Origin of the sequence: Acinetobacter colistiniresistens (assembly GCF_024582815.1) — a bacterium.
Lineage (GTDB): Bacteria > Pseudomonadota > Gammaproteobacteria > Pseudomonadales > Moraxellaceae > Acinetobacter.
In genome coordinates, this window is record NZ_CP102099.1 from 3,298,742 (window position 1) to 3,319,259 (window position 20,518).

Sequence of the window (20,518 nt, forward strand, 5' to 3'; positions counted from 1 at the left end):
GTCACTTCTCTCTTTCTTAAAGGGGGAGGTTGGGAAGGATTCTAAGGAGAATAGACATGATTCATACCGTAATTGTTCCTGGTGTAGGTGGTAGCGAAGCACAACATTGGCAGTCTTGGTTACAACAGCAACTCGTGTCTAGCTCTCGCGTTGAACAGAAACATTGGGATCGTCCTGTGCTCAGTGAATGGGTTGCTCAGTTTGTCAAAACGGTTTCAGTTGCGCCAGCACCTGTGCAAATCGTTGCCCACAGCTTTGGTTGTTTGACTAGTGTCGCAGCGCTTGCTGAACACCCTGAACTCCGAGCAAAAGTGAAAAATCTGGTTTTGGTTGCTCCAGCAAATCCTGCACGTTTTGGTGAAGCAGGTTTTGCTCGGCATAGCTTGACGGACTACCAACAGTACTTTCAGCAACTCAAAATTGATGTACCCAGCACTTTACTGATCAGTGAAAATGACCCTTGGTTAGGTTATGTCGATGCCTTGCAATTGGCTCAGGCATGGAAATTAACTCCTATCAATTTAGGTGCTGTTGGTCATATCAATGTCGCATCTGGATTTGGACCCTTCCCTGAGATCCTGAACTATTTGCTTCCTGAAAAAAAGATATCACCCATCGTCCGAATGAGTCAGGCAAATTTTAATTTGAAATTTGCCTGACTCCAGCTTTCCGTAATTTTAGTATTCGCATTATTTATTTGCTTGTTTTAGCAAAAATTTCTCTTTGAGGAAATATCATGTCGCAGCGTTCCCGAGTGCTGCCTGGGTTTGGTCTCTCATTAGGCTTCACCCTCGCTTACGTGTCTTTGATTGTGCTTATTCCTTTATCTGCTGTCTTTATCAAATCTTTAGGGATTGGATGGGACGGCTTATGGGAAATCTTAACCTCAGAACGAATTTTAAAGTCTTTACAACTTAGCTTTAGCGCCGCACTGATTGCCGCTTTGGTCAACGTAGTATTTGGTCTCCTACTCGCATGGTGTTTGGTTCGCTATAGCTTTCCAGGTAAACGCATTATCGATGCTTTAGTGGACTTGCCATTTGCCCTACCAACAGCTGTTGCAGGTATTGCATTAACCTCTTTATACGCACCAACAGGCTGGATTGGACAATATCTTTCACCGCTAGGGATTGAAGTAGCTTATACCCCCATTGGGATTACATTAGCCTTGATCTTTATTGGCCTACCTTTCGTGGTTCGTACTGTACAACCTGTATTGAGTGATATTGAAACCGAATTGGAAGAAGCCGCTTCTGCCTTAGGTGCAAATCGTTGGCAAACCATTACCAAAATCATTTTGCCAATTTTATTCCCAGCCTTACTGACAGGCTTTGCTTTGGCCTTTGCCCGTGGGGTCGGTGAATATGGTTCAGTCATTTTCATTGCAGGTAACCAGCCCTATAAAACAGAAATCGCCCCCCTAATGATTATTTCGCGTTTAGAAGAATATGATTATGCGGGCGCAACCACCATCGCTGTAGTCATGCTTGTCCTCTCTTTCGGGATCTTATTTTTAATTAACTTGGTACAAGCATGGGCAAGCCGCCGCACAGGGAGAGTTGCACAATGAGCTTAAATACCAATGGCAATGCTTTAGCACTGAAATTACAAACCAGAGATGCAACCCGTGAACCGACTTGGGTTCGTTATAGCCTAATCAGTGTTGCATTAATCTTTTTTTTGAGTTGTTTACTCCTTCCTCTGATTCTGGTTTTTGTTGAGGCGTTTAAGCAGGGTCTCACAGTTTATATTAATGCTTTAACTGATTCAGATACCTTATCGGCAGTTAAGCTGACCTTGCTCACTGCTGCAATTGCAGTCCCAATTAATGTGGTATTCGGGATTGCAGCAGCTTGGGCGGTTGCGAAATTCCAGTTCCGTGGTAAAGCCATTTTGACCACTATTATTGATATACCATTTTCGGTTTCTCCTGTCATTGCAGGTCTAATGCTAGTACTCATATTCGGTGCGCAAGGCTGGATGGGTGGATGGTTAATGGATCATGACATCAAAATCTTGTATGCCGTACCTGCAATTGTATTAGCCACCATTTTTATTACGGTTCCTTTCGTTGCTCGTGAACTCATTCCATTGATGGAAGCTCAGGGCACAGAGGAAGAAGAAGCAGCCATTGTTCTTGGAGCTTCAGGTTGGCAAACCTTCTGGAAAGTAACCTTACCCAATATTAAATGGGGTCTGATTTATGGTGTGATTCTGTGTAATGCCCGTGCAATGGGCGAATTTGGTGCCGTCTCTGTGGTTTCAGGACATATCCGAGGCCAAACCAATACACTGCCGTTGCATGTTGAGATTCTCTATAACGAATATACCTTTAGTGCTGCATTTGCTGTGTCTTCATTACTGGCATTTTTAGCGATCATTACTTTGATTTTGAAAACTTGGCTAGAAGTTCGCCAAGACCAAGCAAATGAACATCAACCCAATCACTAAGGAATGAACACATGAGTATTCAAGTTAAAAATATTGAAAAACACTTTGGTGCATTCCATGCGCTGAAAAATATCTCTTTAGACTTTCCGGAAGGTGAATTGGTTGCCCTGCTTGGCCCTTCTGGTTGTGGAAAAACAACCTTACTACGCATTATTGCAGGTTTAGAGTCTGCAGATGACGGTCAGGTTTTACTTGAAGGTGAAGATGCCACCAATATCCATGTACGTGAACGCCAAGTTGGTTTCGTATTCCAGCATTATGCCCTGTTTCGCCACATGACTGTTTTTGACAATATTGCCTTTGGTTTACGCGTGCGTCCGCGTGCAACACGCCCATCAGAAGCTGAAATCAAAAAACGTGTCACTCGTTTACTCGATTTAGTCCAACTCGGCTTTTTGGCAGACCGCTATCCAGCTCAGCTTTCAGGTGGCCAACGCCAACGTATCGCCTTGGCACGTGCCTTGGCAGTTGAACCTCGTGTTTTATTACTCGATGAGCCATTTGGTGCATTAGATGCCAAAGTCCGTAAAGAATTACGTCGCTGGTTACGAACGTTACATGATGAACTTCACATCACTTCAATCTTCGTAACACACGATCAGGAAGAAGCCTTAGAAGTTGCAGATCAGATTATTGTCATGAACAAAGGTGACGTCGAACAAATTGGTTCACCACGAGAAGTGTACGAAAAACCTGCAACCCCATTTGTTTTTGATTTCCTTGGTCAAGCAAATCGTTTTGAAGGTGAGCATACTGGCGGTATTATTCGTATCGGTGATGATCGTATTCAGCTACCAACTAGCCTAGAAGCGCCACAAGGGAAAGTGATTGCCTTTGCGCGGCCGAATGAATTACATATTCATACTCAGCCTCAAGCTAATACCATTGAGGCAACCTTCTTGCGGGAAGTATGGATTGCAGGTCGTGTCGTAGCTGAATTACAAGATCGTAGTGGACGAACGATTGAAATTTTATTAACTGTAGAAGAGGCGAACTTACATCAATTCAAACCAAATCAAACCGTTTGGATTAGTGCGGCTCAACTTCATTTATTCGCAGATCAAACAACGCAAGTTGCTTAAAATAATATTGATGGGGTAAAACACGCCCCATCCTCTTATGAGGAAAAACTTTTATGAACTTCCAACAACTCAGAATTATTCGAGAAACTGTTCGCCAAAACTTTAATTTGACTGAAGCATCTGCGGCACTTTATACCTCCCAATCTGGTGTCAGTAAACACATTAAAGATTTAGAAGATGAATTAGGTGTACAACTATTTGTCCGTAAAGGCAAACGTTTGCTTGGCCTAACCGAACCGGGTCAGTCCTTATTAAGCATTGTAGAACGCATGCTGGTCGATGCCGACAATATTAAACGTCTGGCCGATGATTTTAACAAAGTCGATGAAGGGACGCTCACAATTGCCACAACACATACACAGGCACGTTATGTCCTTCCGCCAATCGTTAACCAATTTAAAAAATTATTTCCAAAAGTACATTTGGTTTTACAACAGGCCAGTCCTGTTGAAATTGCAGAAATGTTGCTACAAGGTGAAGCAGATATCGGCATTGCAACTGAATCTTTGACCACAGAAGAGAATTTAGCCAGCGTGCCTTATTATGAGTGGCACCATAGCATCATTACGCCAAAAGATCACCCACTCACAAAACTAGATAAAATCAGCTTAGACGTATTAGCTGAATATCCTTTAATTACCTACCATGGTGGTTTCACAGGACGCTCTAAAATTGATAAAGCGTTTGAAGATGCACAATTGCATGCTGATATTGTGATGTCAGCACTCGATGCCGATGTTATCAAAACCTATGTTGAGCTTAATATGGGGGTTGGAATTGTCAATGATGTCGCTTACGATGCGGAGCGCGACTATCGTTTACAACAGATTAAAACCGATATTTTTGGGGTAAATACCACTTGGATTGCGGTGCGTAAAGGACATTTACTCCGTGGCTATGGCTATGAGTTCATCTCACTGTGCTCACCACAAACAGATATTAAAGCCTTGAAAAAAGTGGCTTATCCAGAAGAGTAACCCTCTAAAAAATAAAAAGGCTCATCTAGAGCCTCTTTGTTTGTCTTTGATCTGATATCAGAACATAAAAAAACGAGCATGCTGCTCGTTTTTTTATGTTGAATGCATGGATTAGAACTTGAAGCTCACACCCACTTTTGCAACTGGCATCCACTCATAGCGGCCTTTATTCTCAAGCTTATGCGCATCACGATCCGCAGCAACTTGACCATCTTCAATACCACCTACTTTTTGTAAACCTGTCGCTTTTAAATCAACATCAGGGTTACCAGTATAGTAAGTACCAACTTCACCAAATAAGCCTACATTCTTATAAACAGGTGCGTTAATACCAACACCTAAGTATGGAGCAAGTTGATTGTCATACTTTAAATTACCATCGACCGAACCATTACCACCCGGTGCATAATAGTTTGAGCCATCAATTTTAATCGTATCATTTGAATTAGATACAGATTTTTTCAAGTCATATTTACTATCGATATAGCCCACACCAGCAGCTACATAAAGCGAACGTGCCAGTGTATTTTCACTAACACCCCATGGATGAACCTCAGCATTCAAATATGCATTTTTATTACGCATTTTAGTGTCATATTTCGTGCCATCAATTTTTACATCAGACCAAGAAATTTTCCCGCCATCGTAACCCGCTGTTAATCCCACATAAGGGTTAACACGATAAGTTACGGCGCCGCCGTAGCCTGTCGTACCTACTTCAGCACGAACTGAAACTGGAGCTAAATATGAAGGGAATGCATAAACTGATTCCCTAACCACTTGCTCATCTGCTGCAAATGCAGTACCTGCAATTGCTGTTAATGCACCTGTTGCTAACATAACACGCAAAGCTTTCATTGAAGTCTCCTCAAAAAATGCTTTTATTTAAATAAATATATAATTGTTGCTTGTGAAATAAGCATAAAAGAATGATCGCTATTTTTTATACAAAAACTGATTACTTTTTGTTATTTTTTGATACAAATTCGAAGTAATTATGTATTTATAAAATATAGATAAAAAACAATAAGCTCCATTTTTATTACAGTTTTATTGCTCAAATTTAAAACAAAATATTGTAACTACTTTTTCAAAGATTCTGAGGGGCTACTAGCTCTTTATCCATGGTCTCGACATGAGCCCTATACGACACAAGATTTTTTAGGCGATACAAGGCCTTAGCCACTCTAAATGAACAAGACACAACGATGTAGCGACAAAAACACCCCGATCCTTGAGCTTCGCCCTGCGTTGCGATCAAAGCAGTACTTTGCTCTTGCCCAGGTTATGGCTAAAATTTCCTCACACTGCGTTATGAAACTTGGCAAGCGCATAGTCATTCCCTGCGTTTCATGCCTCATTTCATAAAATTTTAGCCTATAACGCAACCTATTTAGAAAATGGCAACAGACCCTAAAAAATTAGTGTAAAATCTACAAAATTTTTTTGGAAGAAGGAAGATCATGTCTCAGCTTTCTACAATCATTGAGCAAGCATTTGAAGACCGTGCCAACTATAGTGCAGCGGACTGCCCAACAGAAATCCGTCAAGCCGTAGAAGAAGCATTGACTGGTTTAGATAACGGTACCCTCCGTGTTGCAGAAAAAATTGATGGTGAATGGGTTGTTCATCAATGGTTAAAAAAAGCAGTTTTACTTTCATTTAAACTCAACGACAATACGCCGATTGAAGCGTGCGATCTTCGTTTCTATGACAAAGTAGCAACCAAATACTCAGGTTGGACAGAAGAACAGTTCAAAGCTGCTGGTGTGCGTGTTGTACCACCTGCAGTCGCACGCCGTGGTAGCTTCCAAGCAAAAAATGTAGTGTTGATGCCTTCATATGTCAACATTGGCGCGTATGTTGATGAAGGTACCATGGTTGACACATGGGCAACGGTCGGTTCATGTGCACAAATTGGTAAAAATGTTCACTTATCAGGCGGCGTTGGTATTGGTGGCGTATTAGAGCCATTGCAAGCAAACCCGACCATTATTGAAGATAACTGCTTCATTGGTGCACGTTCTGAAATCGTTGAAGGTGTGATTGTTGAAGAAGGTTCTGTGATTTCAATGGGCGTTTTCATTGGTCAATCAACCAAGATCTTCGATCGTGAAACTGGCGAAGTTCATTACGGTCGCGTACCAGCAGGTTCTGTGGTTGTTGCTGGTAGCCTTCCATCGAAATGCGGTACTTACAGCCTTTATGCTGCAATCATCGTCAAAAAAGTAGATGCGAAAACTCGCGCTAAAACCAGCTTGAACGATTTATTACGCGCTGACTAATTTGTAATATTTATTGTGGAACTTGATCGTTCCTCGGAGCTTGAATTGCTCCTCGTCTCTACGATCAGTCATGGTCGTAGAGATTTTGTTTTTTATGTAGCATGCTGCTTATGCGGCACCTGTTTGTGGTAACTGTTTATGGCTTCCTTACGTTCTTCGGCAATTCCTGTCTCTGATCCTGCGGCTGGTTTACGCATTACGGAGATCTTTTACTCTTTGCAAGGCGAAGCGAATACGTTTGGTCTACCGACTGTTTTTATTCGTTTAACAGGCTGTCCTTTACGTTGTAGTTATTGTGATACCACCTACTCTTTTGAAGGCGGTGAGCGTTTATCACTCGAACAGATTATCGAAACTGCTAGCCAGCATAAAACACCCTATATTTGTGTCACAGGGGGCGAGCCACTTGCTCAACCGAATTGCCTGATCTTATTACAGCGTCTGTGTGACCTCGGTTTCGACGTTTCCTTGGAAACCAGTGGTGCTTTAGATGTCTCTAAAGTTGATCGCCGTGTTTCTAAAGTACTGGATTTAAAAACACCGACCTCCAAAGAAGATCATCGAAATCTGTACAGCAATCTTGACTATTTAACCCAGCACGATCAGATCAAATTTGTGATCTGTAATCGTGAAGACTATGAATGGTCAAGACAACAACTTGAACAGTTTCAGTTGCAAAACAAAGTGAGTACGGTCTGGTTCTCCCCCGCTTTTGCAGTTGAAAAAGGTGCGGTCGCCCTGCCTGCATTGGCGCGCGATTTAGCACAGTGGATTTTAGAAGACCATCTCCCTGTTCGCTTCCAGCTCCAGTTGCATAAACTGTTATGGAATGATGAATCTGGTCGTTAAAACTCATGAAACCATTCTACTCATCAGAATGGTCTTCTCCAATTTAAATTTAGGTTAAATAATGGAAAATAATATGCGTTCCCGTGCCATCGTATTATTGTCTGGCGGTTTAGATTCAACAACGTGTCTAGCTTGGGCACAAGCTAACTACGAATGCATTGCCTTGAGCTTTATGTATGGTCAACGTTCGACCACAGAACTTGATGCAGCCAAAGCACTGGCTCAACACGCAGGTGTAGAACACCGGATCATTAATATTGATTTGGGTAATCTAGGTGGTTCTGCACTTACAGATCATAACATTGAAGTCCCAGAACAATTACAAGAAGGCATTCCTGTAACTTATGTTCCAGCACGTAACACCATTTTCTTATCTTATGCGCTCGCGGCAGCTGAAGTATTTGACGCTGAAGCCATCGTCATTGGGGTCAATGCTGTTGATTATTCAGGGTATCCAGACTGCCGTCCAGAATTTATTGACGCTTTTGCCAATTTAGCTCGTCTTGCAACAAAAGCAGGTGTTGAAGGAAAACCTCTTAAAATTGAAACACCTTTGTTACATTTATCCAAAGCGAATATTATACGCTTAGGCATCGAACATGGCGTAGACTATAGTCAAACGGTATCCTGCTATCAGGCAGATGCTCAAGGACGTGCATGTGGCAAATGCGACAGTTGTCGTCTACGTCAACAAGGTTTTATCGAAGCAGGTATTGCAGATCCTACGCGATACGCTGAATAACCGATATAGGGTAAAAAATTAGGTACATTATATGAAGTTTTCTAAATCAAATCTTATTCTTTCTACCATGATGTCAGCTGCTGCATTATTTGCAACAGCAACTCACGCAGCTGATAATCCATTACAAACTGCGTATAAAAGTACCAATGTAAAAGCAGCATTGGTCAATGTATGTAAAGATCAAACTGCGAAAGGCGGTAAATTAACAGCAGCAGAAGTCAGCAAGTTCTGTGGTTGCCAAATTGACGCACAAGGTAAAGTAACCGAAGCTCAGAAATGGGAAATCCAAAGCGCAATTAACGCGAAGAAAAGCCCAAGTTCTTTAGCTTTTGTACAACAGCAAAATAAAGACCTACAAGCATGCTTAGGTGCGCCGCTTGTCAGCAAACTTGAAAAGTTAACTGAAGAAGCAATGAAAGCTGCTCAGCAACAGCAGCAACAAGCTCCTAAAAAATAAGCTTGGATTGCCTAGAAAAAGCCTGCATTAATGCAGGCTTTTTTATTGGGTTTTGTTAAAATCCCTTTTATCTAGAATCAGTTGAATAACAGTATGCAAGACCAGTGGAGAACCAATGCTGATCAACGGCGGTCGATTGTGTCATTTAGTGGTGGCAAAGACAGCTCCCTAGCCCTCTACCATACGATGCAGACAGGCGTTGCTGTTGGTCTAATCGTGATGTTAGAAGAACAAGGTCAGCGCTCTCGTTCACATGCCATGCCACTCGATATCATTCATGCACAGGCAAATGCGGTTGGTTTACCGGTGTTTATGGCCTCTTCCAGTTGGGCAGACTATGAAAATAAATTTATTGCTCTACTCGATCAAGCCAAACAACAGGGTGCCGAAGTTCTGGTAACGGGTGATTTAAATATGCCTGAACATGGCTGTTGGCATGATCGTGTGACCCAACAGGTTGGACTTAAACTAGGCATGCCGCTGTGGTTACGTCCACATAAAGAAGTGGTAGAAGAGTTTATCAATCTTGGTTTCCGCAGTGTGATCGTCACCGTCAATCTTAAACTTGGGATGAAAGTCGAAGATCTGGGCAGAACCCTCACCTTAGACTACATCCAAGAACTAGAAAATCGAGGGGTTGATCCATGTGGTGAAGGTGGTGAATTCCATACAACAGTCATTGATGGACCAATTTTTAACAAAGCTATTCCTGTACGTCACGGCGATATTGTTTATCATGAGGAATATGCTTTTTTAACACTTGAGCTTGAAAACAATTAATTTTATCGAAGGATAAGCAATGTCTGAGAATATTCAATTACCGAATCACAGCTTCCCAACCACACAAGGTGAAGTCAATCTTACTGAACTAAGCAGCGAATGGTTGATTCTTTATTTCTATCCAAAAGACTCAACTCCAGGCTGTACCACACAGGCAGTCGGGTTTTCATGCTTAAAAGATCAATTCGATGCCTTAAATTGTCAAATCATTGGTGTGTCACGAGATTCCGTTAAAGCACATCAGAACTTTACTGAAAAACAAGCGCTCACGATTGATTTAATCAGCGATAAAGAAGAAGTACTCTGTAAACATTTCGATGTGATTAAAGAAAAAAATATGTATGGCAAACAAGTGATGGGCATCGAGCGCTCTACTTTTATTTTCCATAACAAGCAATTGGTCAAGACCTATCGTAAAGTTAAAGCTGCTGGTCATGCCGAACAAGTGCTTGAAGACTTAAAAGCATTACAAAAAGCATAATCATGGTGAGTAACAAAAAAGCGAGTTCAATACTCGCTTTTTTGTTGAAGCAAATTACGTTTGACGTATGATAAATAGATTAAAAAATTAAATGAAAGACATTAACAATGAATTATTCCCATGTTTTTTGGCCATTCGCTTTGGTGTTTTTTTTAGTAGCATGTAATTCCAATACACCAACAACAATCCAAGATCAGCCACCTCTAGTGCCACAAATTACGATAACAGCGACTGAAATTCGCTGCCAAGATCTACAGAACCCAGCCTATCAGCGCATGCTGCTGCAAGCGATCAATGAAATTAGACAACATCCTCAGCAATGTGGAGAACAATATTTTCCAGCAGTTGCACCACTCAAATGGAATAATCAACTCTATCAAACTGCTTTGAGTCATGCTCAGGAAATGGCTCAACACAATTTTATAGGACATGTCAGCATCACAGGGCAAGATTTTAGAACCCGTTTGAAACATTCACAATTTAGCGGTCGAGGCGGTGGAGAAAATGTGGCACGCGGACAAAAAAACCTGCATGCTGTTATGGCAACCTGGTTAGCCAGCCCTGTCCATTGCCATAATTTAATGCATCCAAAATTTACAGATTACGCCATTGCTTGTACCACCGATCAATCCGCTCGGCAAAAAAACTATTGGGCGCAACACTTCGGCGTTCGTTAAAAGGAAAAACTAATGCAATCAGGTTCAATTACCCCGATTTTTCGTATTTTTGATCTTCCACTTGCCCGATCATTTTATCTTGATTATTTAGGCTTCCAACAGGATTGGGAGCATACCTTTGCGGATAACTTCCCTATTTATCTACAAATTTCTAAAGGTGATTGTATTATTCATTTATCTGAGCATTTCGGTGATGCCAGCCCACACAGTGCAATTCGGATTTATTGGCAAGATCTGACACAGCTACATGCTGAAATTGCAGCAAAAGATTATAAGTTTGCCAAGCCACAAATTGAGAAAACGGATTGGGAAACTTTGGAACTCATTATCACCGATCCATTTTCCAATCGACTTATTTTTTGGGAAGATGCTTAATCCTCTTCCCCAACCTCAAGATTCATCGATATTGGAACGATCATCTTGATCAAAACGTTGCTGCAACTTTTGATAAGCCGATGACTTTTGAAATTCTTCCAGGAAGCGTATCGTCCCTGCGGGGAAAAATTCAGTTTGAATCTCGCCACGATAATAGGCTTCACGCATCGGTGTTGCTGAAATCGAGTTCTTTAAACTGTCTAGTTCCAGCATTTGCCACTCAGGGAATAAACGTAAATAATACGAAGATTCATCCTTGAAATGACCGATTAAACCAACTTTTGCATTTGGCTGAATAACGCCATTGACCAAATCTTTGACCTGTTTAACCCATTTCTCATCATTATACACATCGACCACATGGACAAAATGAATCCGCTTTTGATCTTGTTCAGAAAAGTTCGACAGAATCATCTGTTCACGTTCAGTGGCTAAAAAGGGATTTTTGATATTCCGTTCAGATTGAGCCGAGCCCAAAGCCAAGATCACGTTTTTACTTTTTTCTAATGCAATTTCAATGGTTTGCATATGTGCCAAATGAAAAGGCTGAAAACGTCCAATAAAAACAAGATAGTCAAATGTGTACATAGTCGTAATTTCACTTTTTGTGAACTCATCAGTTGTGTCATTCAGACAAATATGCGACATAATGAGGGCACTTAAAAATCAATCTGGATTAAAGCAAGGATAGTACGATGACACTTAGCTGTATTCAACAACCTCATCAACATTTGCAAGCAAATTTAGAAGATGGCGTACTCACCTTAGCCATTAACCGTTCAGAAGCAAAAAATGCACTCTATGGCGAACTTTACCTTTGGATCGCAAAAGCTCTAGATGAAGCCGATGCAAACAAAGACGTTCGTGTGGTAATTTTCCGTGGTGCAGAACAAGACTTTACTGCGGGTAATGACATGAAAGACTTTATGGGTTTTATTCAAAAACCACATGAAGGCAAAGCGGGTGATCAGCCTCCTTTTATCTTATTAAAAGCGGCTGCTCGTTTTTCTAAGCCGTTGATTATTGCGGTTAAAGGTGTCGCAATCGGTATCGGCGTAACGATCTTATTACATGCTGATCTGGTTTTTGCAGACAATACTGCTCTGTTCCAAATTCCATTTGTCAGCCTTGGTCTATCTCCAGAAGGTGCTGCAAGTCGTTTATTGGTCAAACAAGCGGGCTATCAAAAAGCCGCTGAATTGCTCTTCACTGCGAAAAAATTTGATGCAGCAACTGCGGTTAAAGCCAATCTGGTGAATGATGTGGTTGAAGATGTTTATGCCACAGCGCAAAAAACAGCGCAACATTTAGCAGCATTACCATTGGCTTCGATCAAACAGACTAAAGCCCTAATGAAACAAGACTTGACTGAGATCATTCAGTGCGTGGATGATGAAGCTGAAATCTTTATGCAACGTGTACGCTCACCTGAAATGATGGAAGCAGTGCAAGCCTTTATGCAAAAACGTAAACCTGATTTTTCTCAGTTTAATTAATGCAATAATCGTTGATTAAACCAAGCCACTGAGTTGATACAATTCAGTGGTTTTTTTGTTTTTGGCATTCATCTAGCTATTCCACACTAGACCGACTAAGCTCAGGTCAGAACAAGATGAAGATACAAAGAATTTATGAAAGTTGTGATTGCCCCAGATTCTTTTAAGGACAGCCTATGTGCACAGGAGATTGCTCAAGCAATTGCTTCAGGCTGGCAAAAGGTGTTTCCTGATGCAGAAATCATTCAATGCCCCATGGCAGATGGTGGTGAGGGCTCTATAGAAGCGGTACTGGAAGTCTGTTCAGGGCAATGGCGTGAGCAGTTGGTACAGGGCCCACTCGGTGAACCTGTATTGGCAAAATGGGGCTGGTTAGCCACAGAAAAAATCGCCATTATTGAAATGGCACAAGCCAGTGGTATCCAACTGGTTAAACCCGCTCAACGTGACGCATGTAACAGCAGTAGCTATGGAACAGGACAGCTGATTCTGGCTGCCTTAGATGCAGGTGCAAAGGAAATTGTACTGACTGTCGGCGGCAGCGCAAGCAATGATGCTGGTACAGGTTTATTGACTGCATTAGGGGCAACATTTCTAGATGCAAAGCATAATCCCCTAGCCGCTGGCGGCATTGCACTGCAAAACTTAGCTAAAATCAATTTAGATCAGCTTGACTCGCGGATTCGACAGACCCATTTTCGATTAGCTGCCGATGTGACCAATCCTTTATGTGGACCAAATGGTGCTTCACATATTTTTGGGCCTCAAAAAGGCGCTTCACCTCAACAAGTGTTAGAGTTAGATCAAGCGCTCTCCCATTTTGCCGATGTCACGGCACAATTGCTTGGCGTCGATCAACGTCATGAAGCTGGTGCAGGAGCCGCAGGCGGACTTGGTTTTGCAGCTAAAACATTCTTAAAAGCCGAGTTTCGATCTGGAGTCGAAGTCATTGCTGAACTGAATCAACTTGCCACTAAAATCCAAGGTGCAGATTGGGTGATTACAGGCGAAGGCAAGTTTGATGCACAAACTCTAAATGGCAAAACTCCATTCGGTGTCGCCAAAATAGCACAAGCCGCCAATGTCCCCGTCATTGTAATAGCAGGAACACTTGGAGAGAATTACCAAGCACTTTACCCACATGGTGTTACTGCTGCCTTCTCTTTAACCTCAGGCCCAACCAGTCTAGAAGAAGCCTGTCAAAATGCGGCAGAGCTGATTCATGCACGGACGACAGATATCGCTCGGTTGATTCAAAGCAGTACGCTTAAAAATAGCTAGGCGCATTCAATATCTAAAATCTGGATAAACTCAAAAGCAGGTTCTTCATAAGGATGGCTTGCTTTTAAGGCTTTTGCCACAGCACTGGCCTTTTCTTCTGTGACAATAGTTTCAACGCGCCATTCTTCGAGCTGCTCTAATCTATCCAATTGCCCTAAAAATGGATTTGCACTTTTTACGGGCTTAAACTGCCCAATGCCTTTGACTTGCCAAGCACAATGTTCGTAATTGCCAATACCACCCGCCCCAGCAGCAAAAATCGCTTGCTTAGTCGATTCCAAATGAGACTCAGGCACGTAATAAATCAGTTTTAGCATCGCTTAAACAGCTCAAATCAAATAGATAAGATCTTAATCATAACGCGACAAAAGCTGAATAATCAAAGCGAAATATTGATCACCAAATAGCTCACCACAATAAATAACATTTGAATCGCCACCGTTAGACCAAACCAAAACCAGTCTCGATCTTTGGTATGCACTGTTCTTAAATAATTTGTATTTTTCATCATCAGACTTCTCATATTTTGTTCATTGTCTAAATATAAGAAGCAAGAATTGAACCAATCCTAAAAGGAGAAAAATTTATAGATGTCATAAAGGTAAATAAAATTATTTGTGGATTTATCTTTTTAGCTCTATCCAATAATATATATTTTTCATAAAATTTTTATACATTAATATGTCTTATTCTTTTCAATCACAATGGGATCTTTTTTATCCCAACAAACTCCCAATTTCTCACCTACTTAAGCACTACTTTCCACAATCTTGGTTAAGAATTCATAGCCTACCCGAATCAAAAAGATATGCCGATACGGCTGCTGAATATGAATTATTGCTAGATCGACATAATAAAATTATTACAGACTGCTTTGGAGATGATACTTCTATATTCATTGTCTCAGGTCACTATTTTAGCCATTCCCGTAACAATAAAGCCTATGACCCAGCCTTTATACTCCCCTACCAATTTCATTTAGAGCAAGAAATAAACTTAAAGCTACTCAATCCTGAAGATTATGATGATAACGAAGAGAATTCTTTTTTTAGGCCATATTCTATAGAAACAATTTGGCAACCTAAGACTCACAATGAGTTATTGAGAAAAATTGCTGATGATGAGTTGAGGGCTTTTATGATTTGAACCGTACCGGGTTTGTCGGAGACTCAATATTCTGAGAGACTATTCCGATGAAAAAACCAAACTATACCCCCGAAATTAGAGAAAGAGCGGTTCAATTACTAATTGAATCTGAAAAAGATTATCCATCGAATTGGGCAGCAGTTTCCGCAATTGCTCCTAAAATTGGCTGTACTCCTGAAACACTTCGTGTTTGGTATCAAAAATACTTAGATCAACAAAATCCCGCCAAAGTACAACAGGTATCTGACCAAGAAAAAATGAAGCAAATGGAACGTGAAATTAAAGAATTAAAACGTGCCAATGAAATTCTACGTAAAGCAGCCGCTTTTTTCGCCCAGGCGGAGCTCGACCGCCCACACAAATAATGGTGGATTTTATCCATAACAATAAGGCGTTATATGGTGTTGAAGCGATTTGTAGAATTTTACCGATTGCAGCTTCGACCTATTATCGGGCTTTAGATTTCGTTGATAACCCAGAACATCGAGCGAAACGTGCTCTGCATGATTTACATCATGCAGAGCAAATCAAACGTATTTGGAAAGAAAGTTCAGGTCGATATGGTGTACGTAAAGTTTGGCAAAAATTGAAACGTGAGGGTTATGTTATTGCACGTTGTACAGTTGCTCGATTGATGCAAAAGCTAGGTATACAAGGTGTTTGGCGTGGTAAGAATAAACAAACCACCCGTAGCCGAGATGATCAAAAACGAGCAGATGATTTAGTGAAACGGAATTTTAGTGCTGATCGACCTGACCAATTATGGGTCAGTGACTTTACGTATATTCAAACACATTCAGGCTGGGTCTATACCGCCTTTATTATTGATGTGTTCTCACGAGCAATTGAACCGTACCGGGTTTGTCGGAGACTCAATATTCTGAGAGACTATTCCGATGAAAAAACCAAACTATACCCCCGAAATTAGAGAAAGAGCGGTTCAATTACTAATTGAATCTGAAAAAGATTATCCATCGAATTGGGCAGCAGTTTCCGCAATTGCTCCTAAAATTGGCTGTACTCCTGAAACACTTCGTGTTTGGTATCAAAAATACTTAGATCAACAAAATCCCGCCAAAGTACAACAGGTATCTGACCAAGAAAAAATGAAGCAAATGGAACGTGAAATTAAAGAATTAAAACGTGCCAATGAAATTCTACGTAAAGCAGCCGCTTTTTTCGCCCAGGCGGAGCTCGACCGCCCACACAAATAATGGTGGATTTTATCCATAACAATAAGGCGTTATATGGTGTTGAAGCGATTTGTAGAATTTTACCGATTGCAGCTTCGACCTATTATCGGGCTTTAGATTTCGTTGATAACCCAGAACATCGAGCGAAACGTGCTCTGCATGATTTACATCATGCAGAGCAAATCAAACGTATTTGGAAAGAAAGTTCAGGTCGATATGGTGTACGTAAAGTTTGGCAAAAATTGAAACGTGAGGGTTATGTTATTGCACGTTGTACAGTTGCTCGATTGATGCAAAAGCTAGGTATACAAGGTGTTTGGCGTGGTAAGAATAAACAAACCACCCGTAGCCGAGATGATCAAAAACGAGCAGATGATTTAGTGAAACGGAATTTTAGTGCTGATCGACCTGACCAATTATGGGTCAGTGACTTTACGTATATTCAAACACATTCAGGCTGGGTCTATACCGCCTTTATTATTGATGTGTTCTCACGAGCAATTGTTGGATGGAAAGTATCTACACGGATGAATACAGATATGGTGCTCGATGCATTGGAGCAAGCATTGCACGATCGAGGCATGCCAAAGAATGTGATTCATCATTCCGATAGAGGTGTTCAATATCTTTCTATTCGCTATACCAATCGTTTAGATGCTGCAAATTTACGAGCATCAGTCGGTACGACAGGTGATTCATACGATAATGCTCTGGCTGAAACGGTGAATGGCTTATACAAAACAGAGGTGATTGAATATTTAAAAGCAGATTGGCAAGGTTTAGCAGATGTACAACTTGCGACACTAAACTGGGTAGATTGGTTCAATAAAAAGCGTGTACACAGTGCACTGGGTTATGTATCGCCTTTTGAGTTTGAAGCAATGTACTATGATAAGATTAACCCGTTAGGTCAGGTGGCCTAACTTAAATAAAAAAGTCTCCGACAAACCCGGTACGGTTCAAATTGTTGGATGGAAAGTATCTACACGGATGAATACAGATATGGTGCTCGATGCATTGGAGCAAGCATTGCACGATCGAGGCATGCCAAAGAATGTGATTCATCATTCCGATAGAGGTGTTCAATATCTTTCTATTCGCTATACCAATCGTTTAGATGCTGCAAATTTACGAGCATCAGTCGGTACGACAGGTGATTCATACGATAATGCTCTGGCTGAAACGGTGAATGGCTTATACAAAACAGAGGTGATTGAATATTTAAAAGCAGATTGGCAAGGTTTAGCAGATGTACAACTTGCGACACTAAACTGGGTAGATTGGTTCAATAAAAAGCGTGTACACAGTGCACTGGGTTATGTATCGCCTTTTGAGTTTGAAGCAATGTACTATGATAAGATTAACCCGTTAGGTCAGGTGGCCTAACTTAAATAAAAAAGTCTCCGACAAACCCGGTACGGTTCAATTTCTTTCGAGAAAAATATAATTGTTGCACCTTATGATGGTGGTATTGATTTTATTATCTTTGATGAAGTGAAAAGAAATGATTTAAGAAATAAATATCAAGATTGGCTTTCACCCAGAGCAGATGGATTATGACGACGTTAATAAATTTCTTAAAAAGCTTAAAGCTTCTCTAAAAGTTTCATGCCAATGAGCATCTGGTTGTTGATCTAAAGAATACCAAAAGAAGCTAAAGTCTAAAACACCGTCATCCTGACAATGATGGCGCCACCTACAGCCAATTCACACCTCACCTCGTATAAATAGAAATACCAGTTTTGCTGATTAATACTCAGTATGAGATCACCTATAAACTAGGGATTAGGCTGAGCAATCAACCCTGTTTCTTCAAACAATTCATCAATCATAACCTGTTCATATTGCTCATCATATTTAATAGTGCCTTTAACTAATTGAGTCTCAGCCACCAGTGGATGATGGAAAGCCAATATTTCTCTACCTTGATTTGAATGTCTTCAAATTACAGGGACAACTTTTTCATCGTTTTAAAAATGTAAAAAAACATGCATGAATTAAAAAGTCATCATCTTCAACATATTAATCTTTAATAACAAACATCATAGGACAACTTTAACCTTTCAGCATGCACTCTGCTTTTAACAACACTAAAAAGCGATATAAAAAGATCATTCAAGGGCAATGATGGTTTAGCAACCATGATAGGGCTCCCCAAAAATTTTAAATAATCATAAATCTAATTTTAAAACTAGCAATCCAAGTTCACAAGATAAGAGTATTTCTATGCAGCCAAAACTCATGATGACTTTACTATTTACAATCGGTGTGTTGGCCGAATCTAATATTGTTTATGCAAATGAAACTTCTGAACATGTATCCCAGAAAAATAGTACATTCAGCCTGGAACAGCATCATGTGATCGCACGAAGCATGAAGCAAATCTATCAAGATGAGAATGGTACATGGTTCCTCTCTAAACATAAGGGCAGAAAAGGTGGCTGTGCCGTCACTTATAGCTCCGATTTAAATCAACTCACCCTATTGGGTCCTTCAGAGAAAAGTACAGGAGCATTTGCCTTTATCGGTCCGCTTATACCAACACCTCAACACAATAAACGACTCAATATCATCATGCGCACTGATAAATCTGAAACGCCAACTGCTGCAACACTGGTATCAAGCCAGAAAAAAGGTGTATTGCTCGTTCCAGTTATTATGGAACAAACAGCAGCTCATATGGATGATGCTGGAATAATGGAAATTTTATTAGATGGAAAAACAGTCTATTCTTCCTCAATTAGTGGTGGCTTTAAAGCACGAGATGCGTTGGTCAGTTGTATTAAAAGCTAAGTCAATTACTCTATCTAAATTATTCAATCTGACGTATTTCCAAGAATTTTTAAATGTCTTTTCTCATACTGGGTCATCAAGAAAGCTAAGCCACATAAGATCACGAAGCCACTGGTCATTGGAATTAAAGTGCCATTATACAACTGGCCTATAATCGAGGCCAAAATGAGAGATAAAACTGAAGACGATGCCCCAATAATTGCAGAAGCCATGCCCGCAACATGTCCCATCGGCTCCATGGCAATCGCATTGAGATTACCAAACAAAGTTCCAAATAATAAAAATAGGATGCAGGCATAGAGCATAAACATCCAGAAGGAAATAGATACACCTGCAAGCTGGATCACAAGAAACAGCAAGGAAATGAGGCTAAGACCTAGAAAGCCATAAATACAGATAGGCCGCATCCCAAATTTCAGAACAATTCTAGAGTTGGTAAAAGATGCAATCCCCATCACACCTGCCAATAATGCAAAGTAGGCACTAAACTCCTGTCCTGTTTTGCCAAATTGCTGCATAAAAATTTGCTGTGAAGTGCCGAGATAGCCAATAAACCCACCAAAGCAAAAGCCTGCACATAACAAATAACTCATGGTGGTTTTATTACTTACCACTTCTTTAAAGCCATCCTTAAATGCTTGTGCCCGCATCGGCAAACGATTTTCAGGAATTAGCGTTTCTTCCAGTCGTAAAGCGACCCATGCTCCAACGACTGTGGCATAGATCATATACAGCACAAAAATATCACGCCAGCCAAAGAAATGGATGATCAGCTGTCCCAAGCTCGGCGCAACTGCAGGTGCCACCATAAATACCATCATGATCAGCGACATAATACGTGCCATTTGAGCACCACTGTATTTATCCCGAACAATCGAAATCGAAGCCACATAAGGCCCAGAAACACCAATACCTTGAATAAAGCGACCAACTAAAAACCATTCAAAACTTTGAGTGGAATAGCACAATAAACTGCCCAAAAAGTAGATCAGGATGCCTGTAAATAAAATCCGTTTCCGCCCAATCGCATCGGACAATGGCCCTGCAATAAGTTGCCCAATGGTCATTCCTGAGAAAATACTAATAATGACCCATTGCGCCTGATTATTATTTTGTAGACTAAAAACTTTTCCAATTTCACCCAGTGCAGGTAAAACTGCATCAATCGAAAAAGAGACAATGGACATCAGCAATGCCATCAGTAATGCAAACTCGCGGAAATGGATTTTTGATTTCATTGTGCTTCCCATTACTGGCCATTTTAGCTGCATGAACTAAGTTACTTAGGTCAATACACATCATTTTTGCTTGATTCTAGCAATAAAACGATATCAAAAATCGAGGTAAAATTTCACTCATCCTAATATGATTTTTACCATTATCGTTCCGAGAAACAATTTATCTTGCAAACATTTAACCTAGATGAATGATACCTATAAGTTTTTTAAATATG

The 20,518-nt window shown here is 40.7% G+C and carries 22 protein-coding genes, 5 pseudogenes and 2 other annotated features; of the genes and pseudogenes, 21 read left to right on the forward strand and 6 right to left on the reverse strand.

Annotation, left to right across the window (positions count from 1 at the left end):
* Window positions 1–56 precede the first annotated feature (56 nt).
* The 5 genes from NQU59_RS15815 to NQU59_RS15835 all read left to right on the forward strand — a co-directional run bounded on the left by NQU59_RS15815 (window position 57) and on the right by NQU59_RS15835 (window position 4,510).
* Window positions 57–659 carry an RBBP9/YdeN family alpha/beta hydrolase gene (locus tag NQU59_RS15815; protein WP_005242652.1) on the forward strand — a complete coding sequence of 201 codons (603 nt, stop codon included), beginning with the start codon at window positions 57–59 and terminating at the stop codon, window positions 657–659.
* Window positions 660–736: 77 nt separating this feature from the next.
* Window positions 737–1,570, forward strand: coding sequence for a sulfate ABC transporter permease subunit CysT (gene cysT / locus NQU59_RS15820; RefSeq protein ID WP_005242653.1), 834 nt, complete (start codon window positions 737–739; stop codon window positions 1,568–1,570).
* Window positions 1,567–2,451, forward strand: a complete 885-nt coding sequence (gene cysW, locus NQU59_RS15825) for a sulfate ABC transporter permease subunit CysW (protein WP_257064037.1) — start codon at window positions 1,567–1,569, stop codon at window positions 2,449–2,451. The genes cysT and cysW overlap by 4 nt, the downstream gene beginning before the upstream one ends.
* A gap of 11 nt (window positions 2,452–2,462) precedes the next feature.
* On the forward strand, window positions 2,463–3,533 hold the full coding sequence (locus NQU59_RS15830; protein WP_005242655.1) for a sulfate/molybdate ABC transporter ATP-binding protein: 1,071 nt from the start codon (window positions 2,463–2,465) through the stop codon (window positions 3,531–3,533).
* A gap of 53 nt (window positions 3,534–3,586) precedes the next feature.
* A complete protein-coding gene (locus NQU59_RS15835) occupies window positions 3,587–4,510 on the forward strand; it encodes a CysB family HTH-type transcriptional regulator (protein ID WP_005242656.1) in 924 nt (307 codons plus the stop codon).
* Window positions 4,511–4,621: 111 nt separating this feature from the next.
* Here NQU59_RS15835 and carO read toward each other — a convergent pair whose 3' ends face one another.
* The gene (carO, locus tag NQU59_RS15840) at window positions 4,622–5,368 is read right to left on the reverse strand and encodes an ornithine uptake porin CarO (protein WP_005242657.1); all 747 of its coding nucleotides are present in this window, start codon (window positions 5,366–5,368) and stop codon (window positions 4,622–4,624) included.
* Window positions 5,369–5,973: 605 nt separating this feature from the next.
* On the opposite strand from carO, the gene dapD reads away from it, so the two are divergent.
* The 8 genes from dapD (at window position 5,974) to NQU59_RS15880 (ending at window position 11,156) form a co-directional block, all read left to right on the forward strand.
* Window positions 5,974–6,795 carry a 2,3,4,5-tetrahydropyridine-2,6-dicarboxylate N-succinyltransferase gene (gene dapD / locus NQU59_RS15845; protein WP_005195842.1) on the forward strand — a complete coding sequence of 274 codons (822 nt, stop codon included), beginning with the start codon at window positions 5,974–5,976 and terminating at the stop codon, window positions 6,793–6,795.
* A 138-nt stretch (window positions 6,796–6,933) separates the two neighbouring features.
* Complete coding sequence (gene queE, locus NQU59_RS15850) at window positions 6,934–7,644, forward strand: 7-carboxy-7-deazaguanine synthase QueE (RefSeq protein WP_005242659.1); 711 nt, start codon at window positions 6,934–6,936, stop codon at window positions 7,642–7,644.
* Window positions 7,645–7,717: 73 nt separating this feature from the next.
* A complete protein-coding gene (gene queC, locus NQU59_RS15855) occupies window positions 7,718–8,386 on the forward strand; it encodes a 7-cyano-7-deazaguanine synthase QueC (protein ID WP_257066329.1) in 669 nt (222 codons plus the stop codon).
* A 31-nt stretch (window positions 8,387–8,417) separates the two neighbouring features.
* Entirely contained in the window at window positions 8,418–8,843 is a 426-nt protein-coding gene (locus NQU59_RS15860) for a hypothetical protein (RefSeq protein ID WP_005242661.1), read from the forward strand.
* 93 nt (window positions 8,844–8,936) lie between these two features.
* The gene (locus NQU59_RS15865; RefSeq protein ID WP_005242662.1) at window positions 8,937–9,623 is read left to right on the forward strand and encodes a diphthine--ammonia ligase; all 687 of its coding nucleotides are present in this window, start codon (window positions 8,937–8,939) and stop codon (window positions 9,621–9,623) included.
* 19 nt (window positions 9,624–9,642) lie between these two features.
* On the forward strand, window positions 9,643–10,104 hold the full coding sequence (locus NQU59_RS15870) for a peroxiredoxin (RefSeq protein ID WP_005242663.1): 462 nt from the start codon (window positions 9,643–9,645) through the stop codon (window positions 10,102–10,104).
* A gap of 107 nt (window positions 10,105–10,211) precedes the next feature.
* Window positions 10,212–10,781, forward strand: a complete 570-nt coding sequence (locus NQU59_RS15875; RefSeq protein ID WP_043970517.1) for a CAP domain-containing protein — start codon at window positions 10,212–10,214, stop codon at window positions 10,779–10,781.
* A gap of 12 nt (window positions 10,782–10,793) precedes the next feature.
* Window positions 10,794–11,156: a glyoxalase superfamily protein gene (locus tag NQU59_RS15880; RefSeq protein WP_043970519.1), complete on the forward strand. Its 363-nt coding sequence runs from the start codon at window positions 10,794–10,796 to the stop codon at window positions 11,154–11,156.
* 15 nt (window positions 11,157–11,171) lie between these two features.
* Here NQU59_RS15880 and NQU59_RS15885 read toward each other — a convergent pair whose 3' ends face one another.
* Window positions 11,172–11,744 carry a nicotinate-nicotinamide nucleotide adenylyltransferase gene (locus NQU59_RS15885; RefSeq protein ID WP_168926872.1) on the reverse strand — a complete coding sequence of 191 codons (573 nt, stop codon included), beginning with the start codon at window positions 11,742–11,744 and terminating at the stop codon, window positions 11,172–11,174.
* Between the two features lie 107 nt (window positions 11,745–11,851).
* Between NQU59_RS15885 and NQU59_RS15890 the strand changes: the two genes are divergently transcribed.
* On the forward strand, window positions 11,852–12,652 hold the full coding sequence (locus tag NQU59_RS15890) for an enoyl-CoA hydratase-related protein (RefSeq protein ID WP_005242667.1): 801 nt from the start codon (window positions 11,852–11,854) through the stop codon (window positions 12,650–12,652).
* A 135-nt stretch (window positions 12,653–12,787) separates the two neighbouring features.
* Window positions 12,788–13,933, forward strand: a complete 1,146-nt coding sequence (locus tag NQU59_RS15895; RefSeq protein WP_257064038.1) for a glycerate kinase — start codon at window positions 12,788–12,790, stop codon at window positions 13,931–13,933.
* Here the strand turns inward: NQU59_RS15895 and NQU59_RS15900 are convergent.
* Window positions 13,930–14,250, reverse strand: a complete 321-nt coding sequence (locus NQU59_RS15900; protein ID WP_005242671.1) for a hypothetical protein — start codon at window positions 14,248–14,250, stop codon at window positions 13,930–13,932. The two genes, NQU59_RS15895 and NQU59_RS15900, sit on opposite strands and share 4 nt — an antisense overlap.
* A gap of 62 nt (window positions 14,251–14,312) precedes the next feature.
* The gene (locus tag NQU59_RS15905; protein ID WP_257064039.1) at window positions 14,313–14,444 is read right to left on the reverse strand and encodes a KGW motif small protein; all 132 of its coding nucleotides are present in this window, start codon (window positions 14,442–14,444) and stop codon (window positions 14,313–14,315) included.
* 170 nt (window positions 14,445–14,614) lie between these two features.
* On the opposite strand from NQU59_RS15905, the pseudogene NQU59_RS15910 reads away from it, so the two are divergent.
* The 5 genes and pseudogenes from NQU59_RS15910 to NQU59_RS18900 all read left to right on the forward strand — a co-directional run.
* Window positions 14,615–15,076, forward strand: a pseudogene (locus NQU59_RS15910) (DUF3885 domain-containing protein); the annotation flags it as partial.
* A gap of 50 nt (window positions 15,077–15,126) precedes the next feature.
* Window positions 15,127–15,956, forward strand: a pseudogene (locus tag NQU59_RS15915) (IS3 family transposase); the annotation flags it as partial.
* Window positions 15,402–15,518: a sequence feature (AL1L pseudoknot), on the forward strand. It overlaps the preceding pseudogene by 117 nt.
* A 19-nt stretch (window positions 15,957–15,975) precedes the next feature.
* Window positions 15,976–17,195, forward strand: a protein-coding gene (locus NQU59_RS15920) for an IS3 family transposase (RefSeq protein ID WP_107114716.1) whose coding sequence is annotated in 2 segments (ribosomal slippage) — window positions 15,976–16,252 and window positions 16,252–17,195 — 1,221 coding nt in all. Because the reading frame shifts where the segments join, the coding sequence is not laid out codon by codon here.
* Window positions 16,251–16,367, forward strand: a sequence feature (AL1L pseudoknot). (Overlaps the previous gene by 117 nt.)
* Before the next feature lie 40 nt (window positions 17,196–17,235).
* Window positions 17,236–17,658: pseudogene (locus tag NQU59_RS15925) on the forward strand (integrase core domain-containing protein); the annotation flags it as partial.
* 39 nt (window positions 17,659–17,697) lie between these two features.
* A pseudogene (locus tag NQU59_RS18900) lies at window positions 17,698–17,832 on the forward strand (DUF3885 domain-containing protein); the annotation flags it as partial.
* Here the strand turns inward: NQU59_RS18900 and NQU59_RS15930 are convergent.
* A pseudogene (locus NQU59_RS15930) lies at window positions 17,827–18,188 on the reverse strand (NUDIX domain-containing protein). The pseudogenes NQU59_RS18900 and NQU59_RS15930 sit on opposite strands and share 6 nt — an antisense overlap.
* A gap of 310 nt (window positions 18,189–18,498) precedes the next feature.
* Between NQU59_RS15930 and NQU59_RS15935 the strand changes: the two are divergent.
* Complete coding sequence (locus NQU59_RS15935; protein WP_005242683.1) at window positions 18,499–19,065, forward strand: hypothetical protein; 567 nt, start codon at window positions 18,499–18,501, stop codon at window positions 19,063–19,065.
* 23 nt (window positions 19,066–19,088) lie between these two features.
* On the opposite strand, the gene NQU59_RS15940 is transcribed toward NQU59_RS15935, so the two are convergent.
* Complete coding sequence (locus NQU59_RS15940) at window positions 19,089–20,303, reverse strand: multidrug effflux MFS transporter (RefSeq protein WP_257064040.1); 1,215 nt, start codon at window positions 20,301–20,303, stop codon at window positions 19,089–19,091.
* Between the last annotated feature and the right edge of the window lie 215 nt (window positions 20,304–20,518).

Coding starts and splice junctions, on each gene's coding strand:
- NQU59_RS15815 (WP_005242652.1), top strand. CDS start 57: ATGATTCATACCGTAATTGTTCCTGGTGTAGGTGGTAGCGAAGCACAA.
- cysT (WP_005242653.1), top strand. CDS start 737: ATGTCGCAGCGTTCCCGAGTGCTGCCTGGGTTTGGTCTCTCATTAGGC.
- cysW (WP_257064037.1), top strand. CDS start 1,567: ATGAGCTTAAATACCAATGGCAATGCTTTAGCACTGAAATTACAAACC.
- NQU59_RS15830 (WP_005242655.1), top strand. CDS start 2,463: ATGAGTATTCAAGTTAAAAATATTGAAAAACACTTTGGTGCATTCCAT.
- NQU59_RS15835 (WP_005242656.1), top strand. CDS start 3,587: ATGAACTTCCAACAACTCAGAATTATTCGAGAAACTGTTCGCCAAAAC.
- carO (WP_005242657.1), bottom strand. CDS start 5,368: ATGAAAGCTTTGCGTGTTATGTTAGCAACAGGTGCATTAACAGCAATT.
- dapD (WP_005195842.1), top strand. CDS start 5,974: ATGTCTCAGCTTTCTACAATCATTGAGCAAGCATTTGAAGACCGTGCC.
- queE (WP_005242659.1), top strand. CDS start 6,934: ATGGCTTCCTTACGTTCTTCGGCAATTCCTGTCTCTGATCCTGCGGCT.
- queC (WP_257066329.1), top strand. CDS start 7,718: ATGCGTTCCCGTGCCATCGTATTATTGTCTGGCGGTTTAGATTCAACA.
- NQU59_RS15860 (WP_005242661.1), top strand. CDS start 8,418: ATGAAGTTTTCTAAATCAAATCTTATTCTTTCTACCATGATGTCAGCT.
- NQU59_RS15865 (WP_005242662.1), top strand. CDS start 8,937: ATGCAAGACCAGTGGAGAACCAATGCTGATCAACGGCGGTCGATTGTG.
- NQU59_RS15870 (WP_005242663.1), top strand. CDS start 9,643: ATGTCTGAGAATATTCAATTACCGAATCACAGCTTCCCAACCACACAA.
- NQU59_RS15875 (WP_043970517.1), top strand. CDS start 10,212: ATGAATTATTCCCATGTTTTTTGGCCATTCGCTTTGGTGTTTTTTTTA.
- NQU59_RS15880 (WP_043970519.1), top strand. CDS start 10,794: ATGCAATCAGGTTCAATTACCCCGATTTTTCGTATTTTTGATCTTCCA.
- NQU59_RS15885 (WP_168926872.1), bottom strand. CDS start 11,744: ATGTACACATTTGACTATCTTGTTTTTATTGGACGTTTTCAGCCTTTT.
- NQU59_RS15890 (WP_005242667.1), top strand. CDS start 11,852: ATGACACTTAGCTGTATTCAACAACCTCATCAACATTTGCAAGCAAAT.
- NQU59_RS15895 (WP_257064038.1), top strand. CDS start 12,788: ATGAAAGTTGTGATTGCCCCAGATTCTTTTAAGGACAGCCTATGTGCA.
- NQU59_RS15900 (WP_005242671.1), bottom strand. CDS start 14,250: ATGCTAAAACTGATTTATTACGTGCCTGAGTCTCATTTGGAATCGACT.
- NQU59_RS15905 (WP_257064039.1), bottom strand. CDS start 14,444: ATGATGAAAAATACAAATTATTTAAGAACAGTGCATACCAAAGATCGA.
- NQU59_RS15935 (WP_005242683.1), top strand. CDS start 18,499: ATGCAGCCAAAACTCATGATGACTTTACTATTTACAATCGGTGTGTTG.
- NQU59_RS15940 (WP_257064040.1), bottom strand. CDS start 20,303: ATGAAATCAAAAATCCATTTCCGCGAGTTTGCATTACTGATGGCATTG.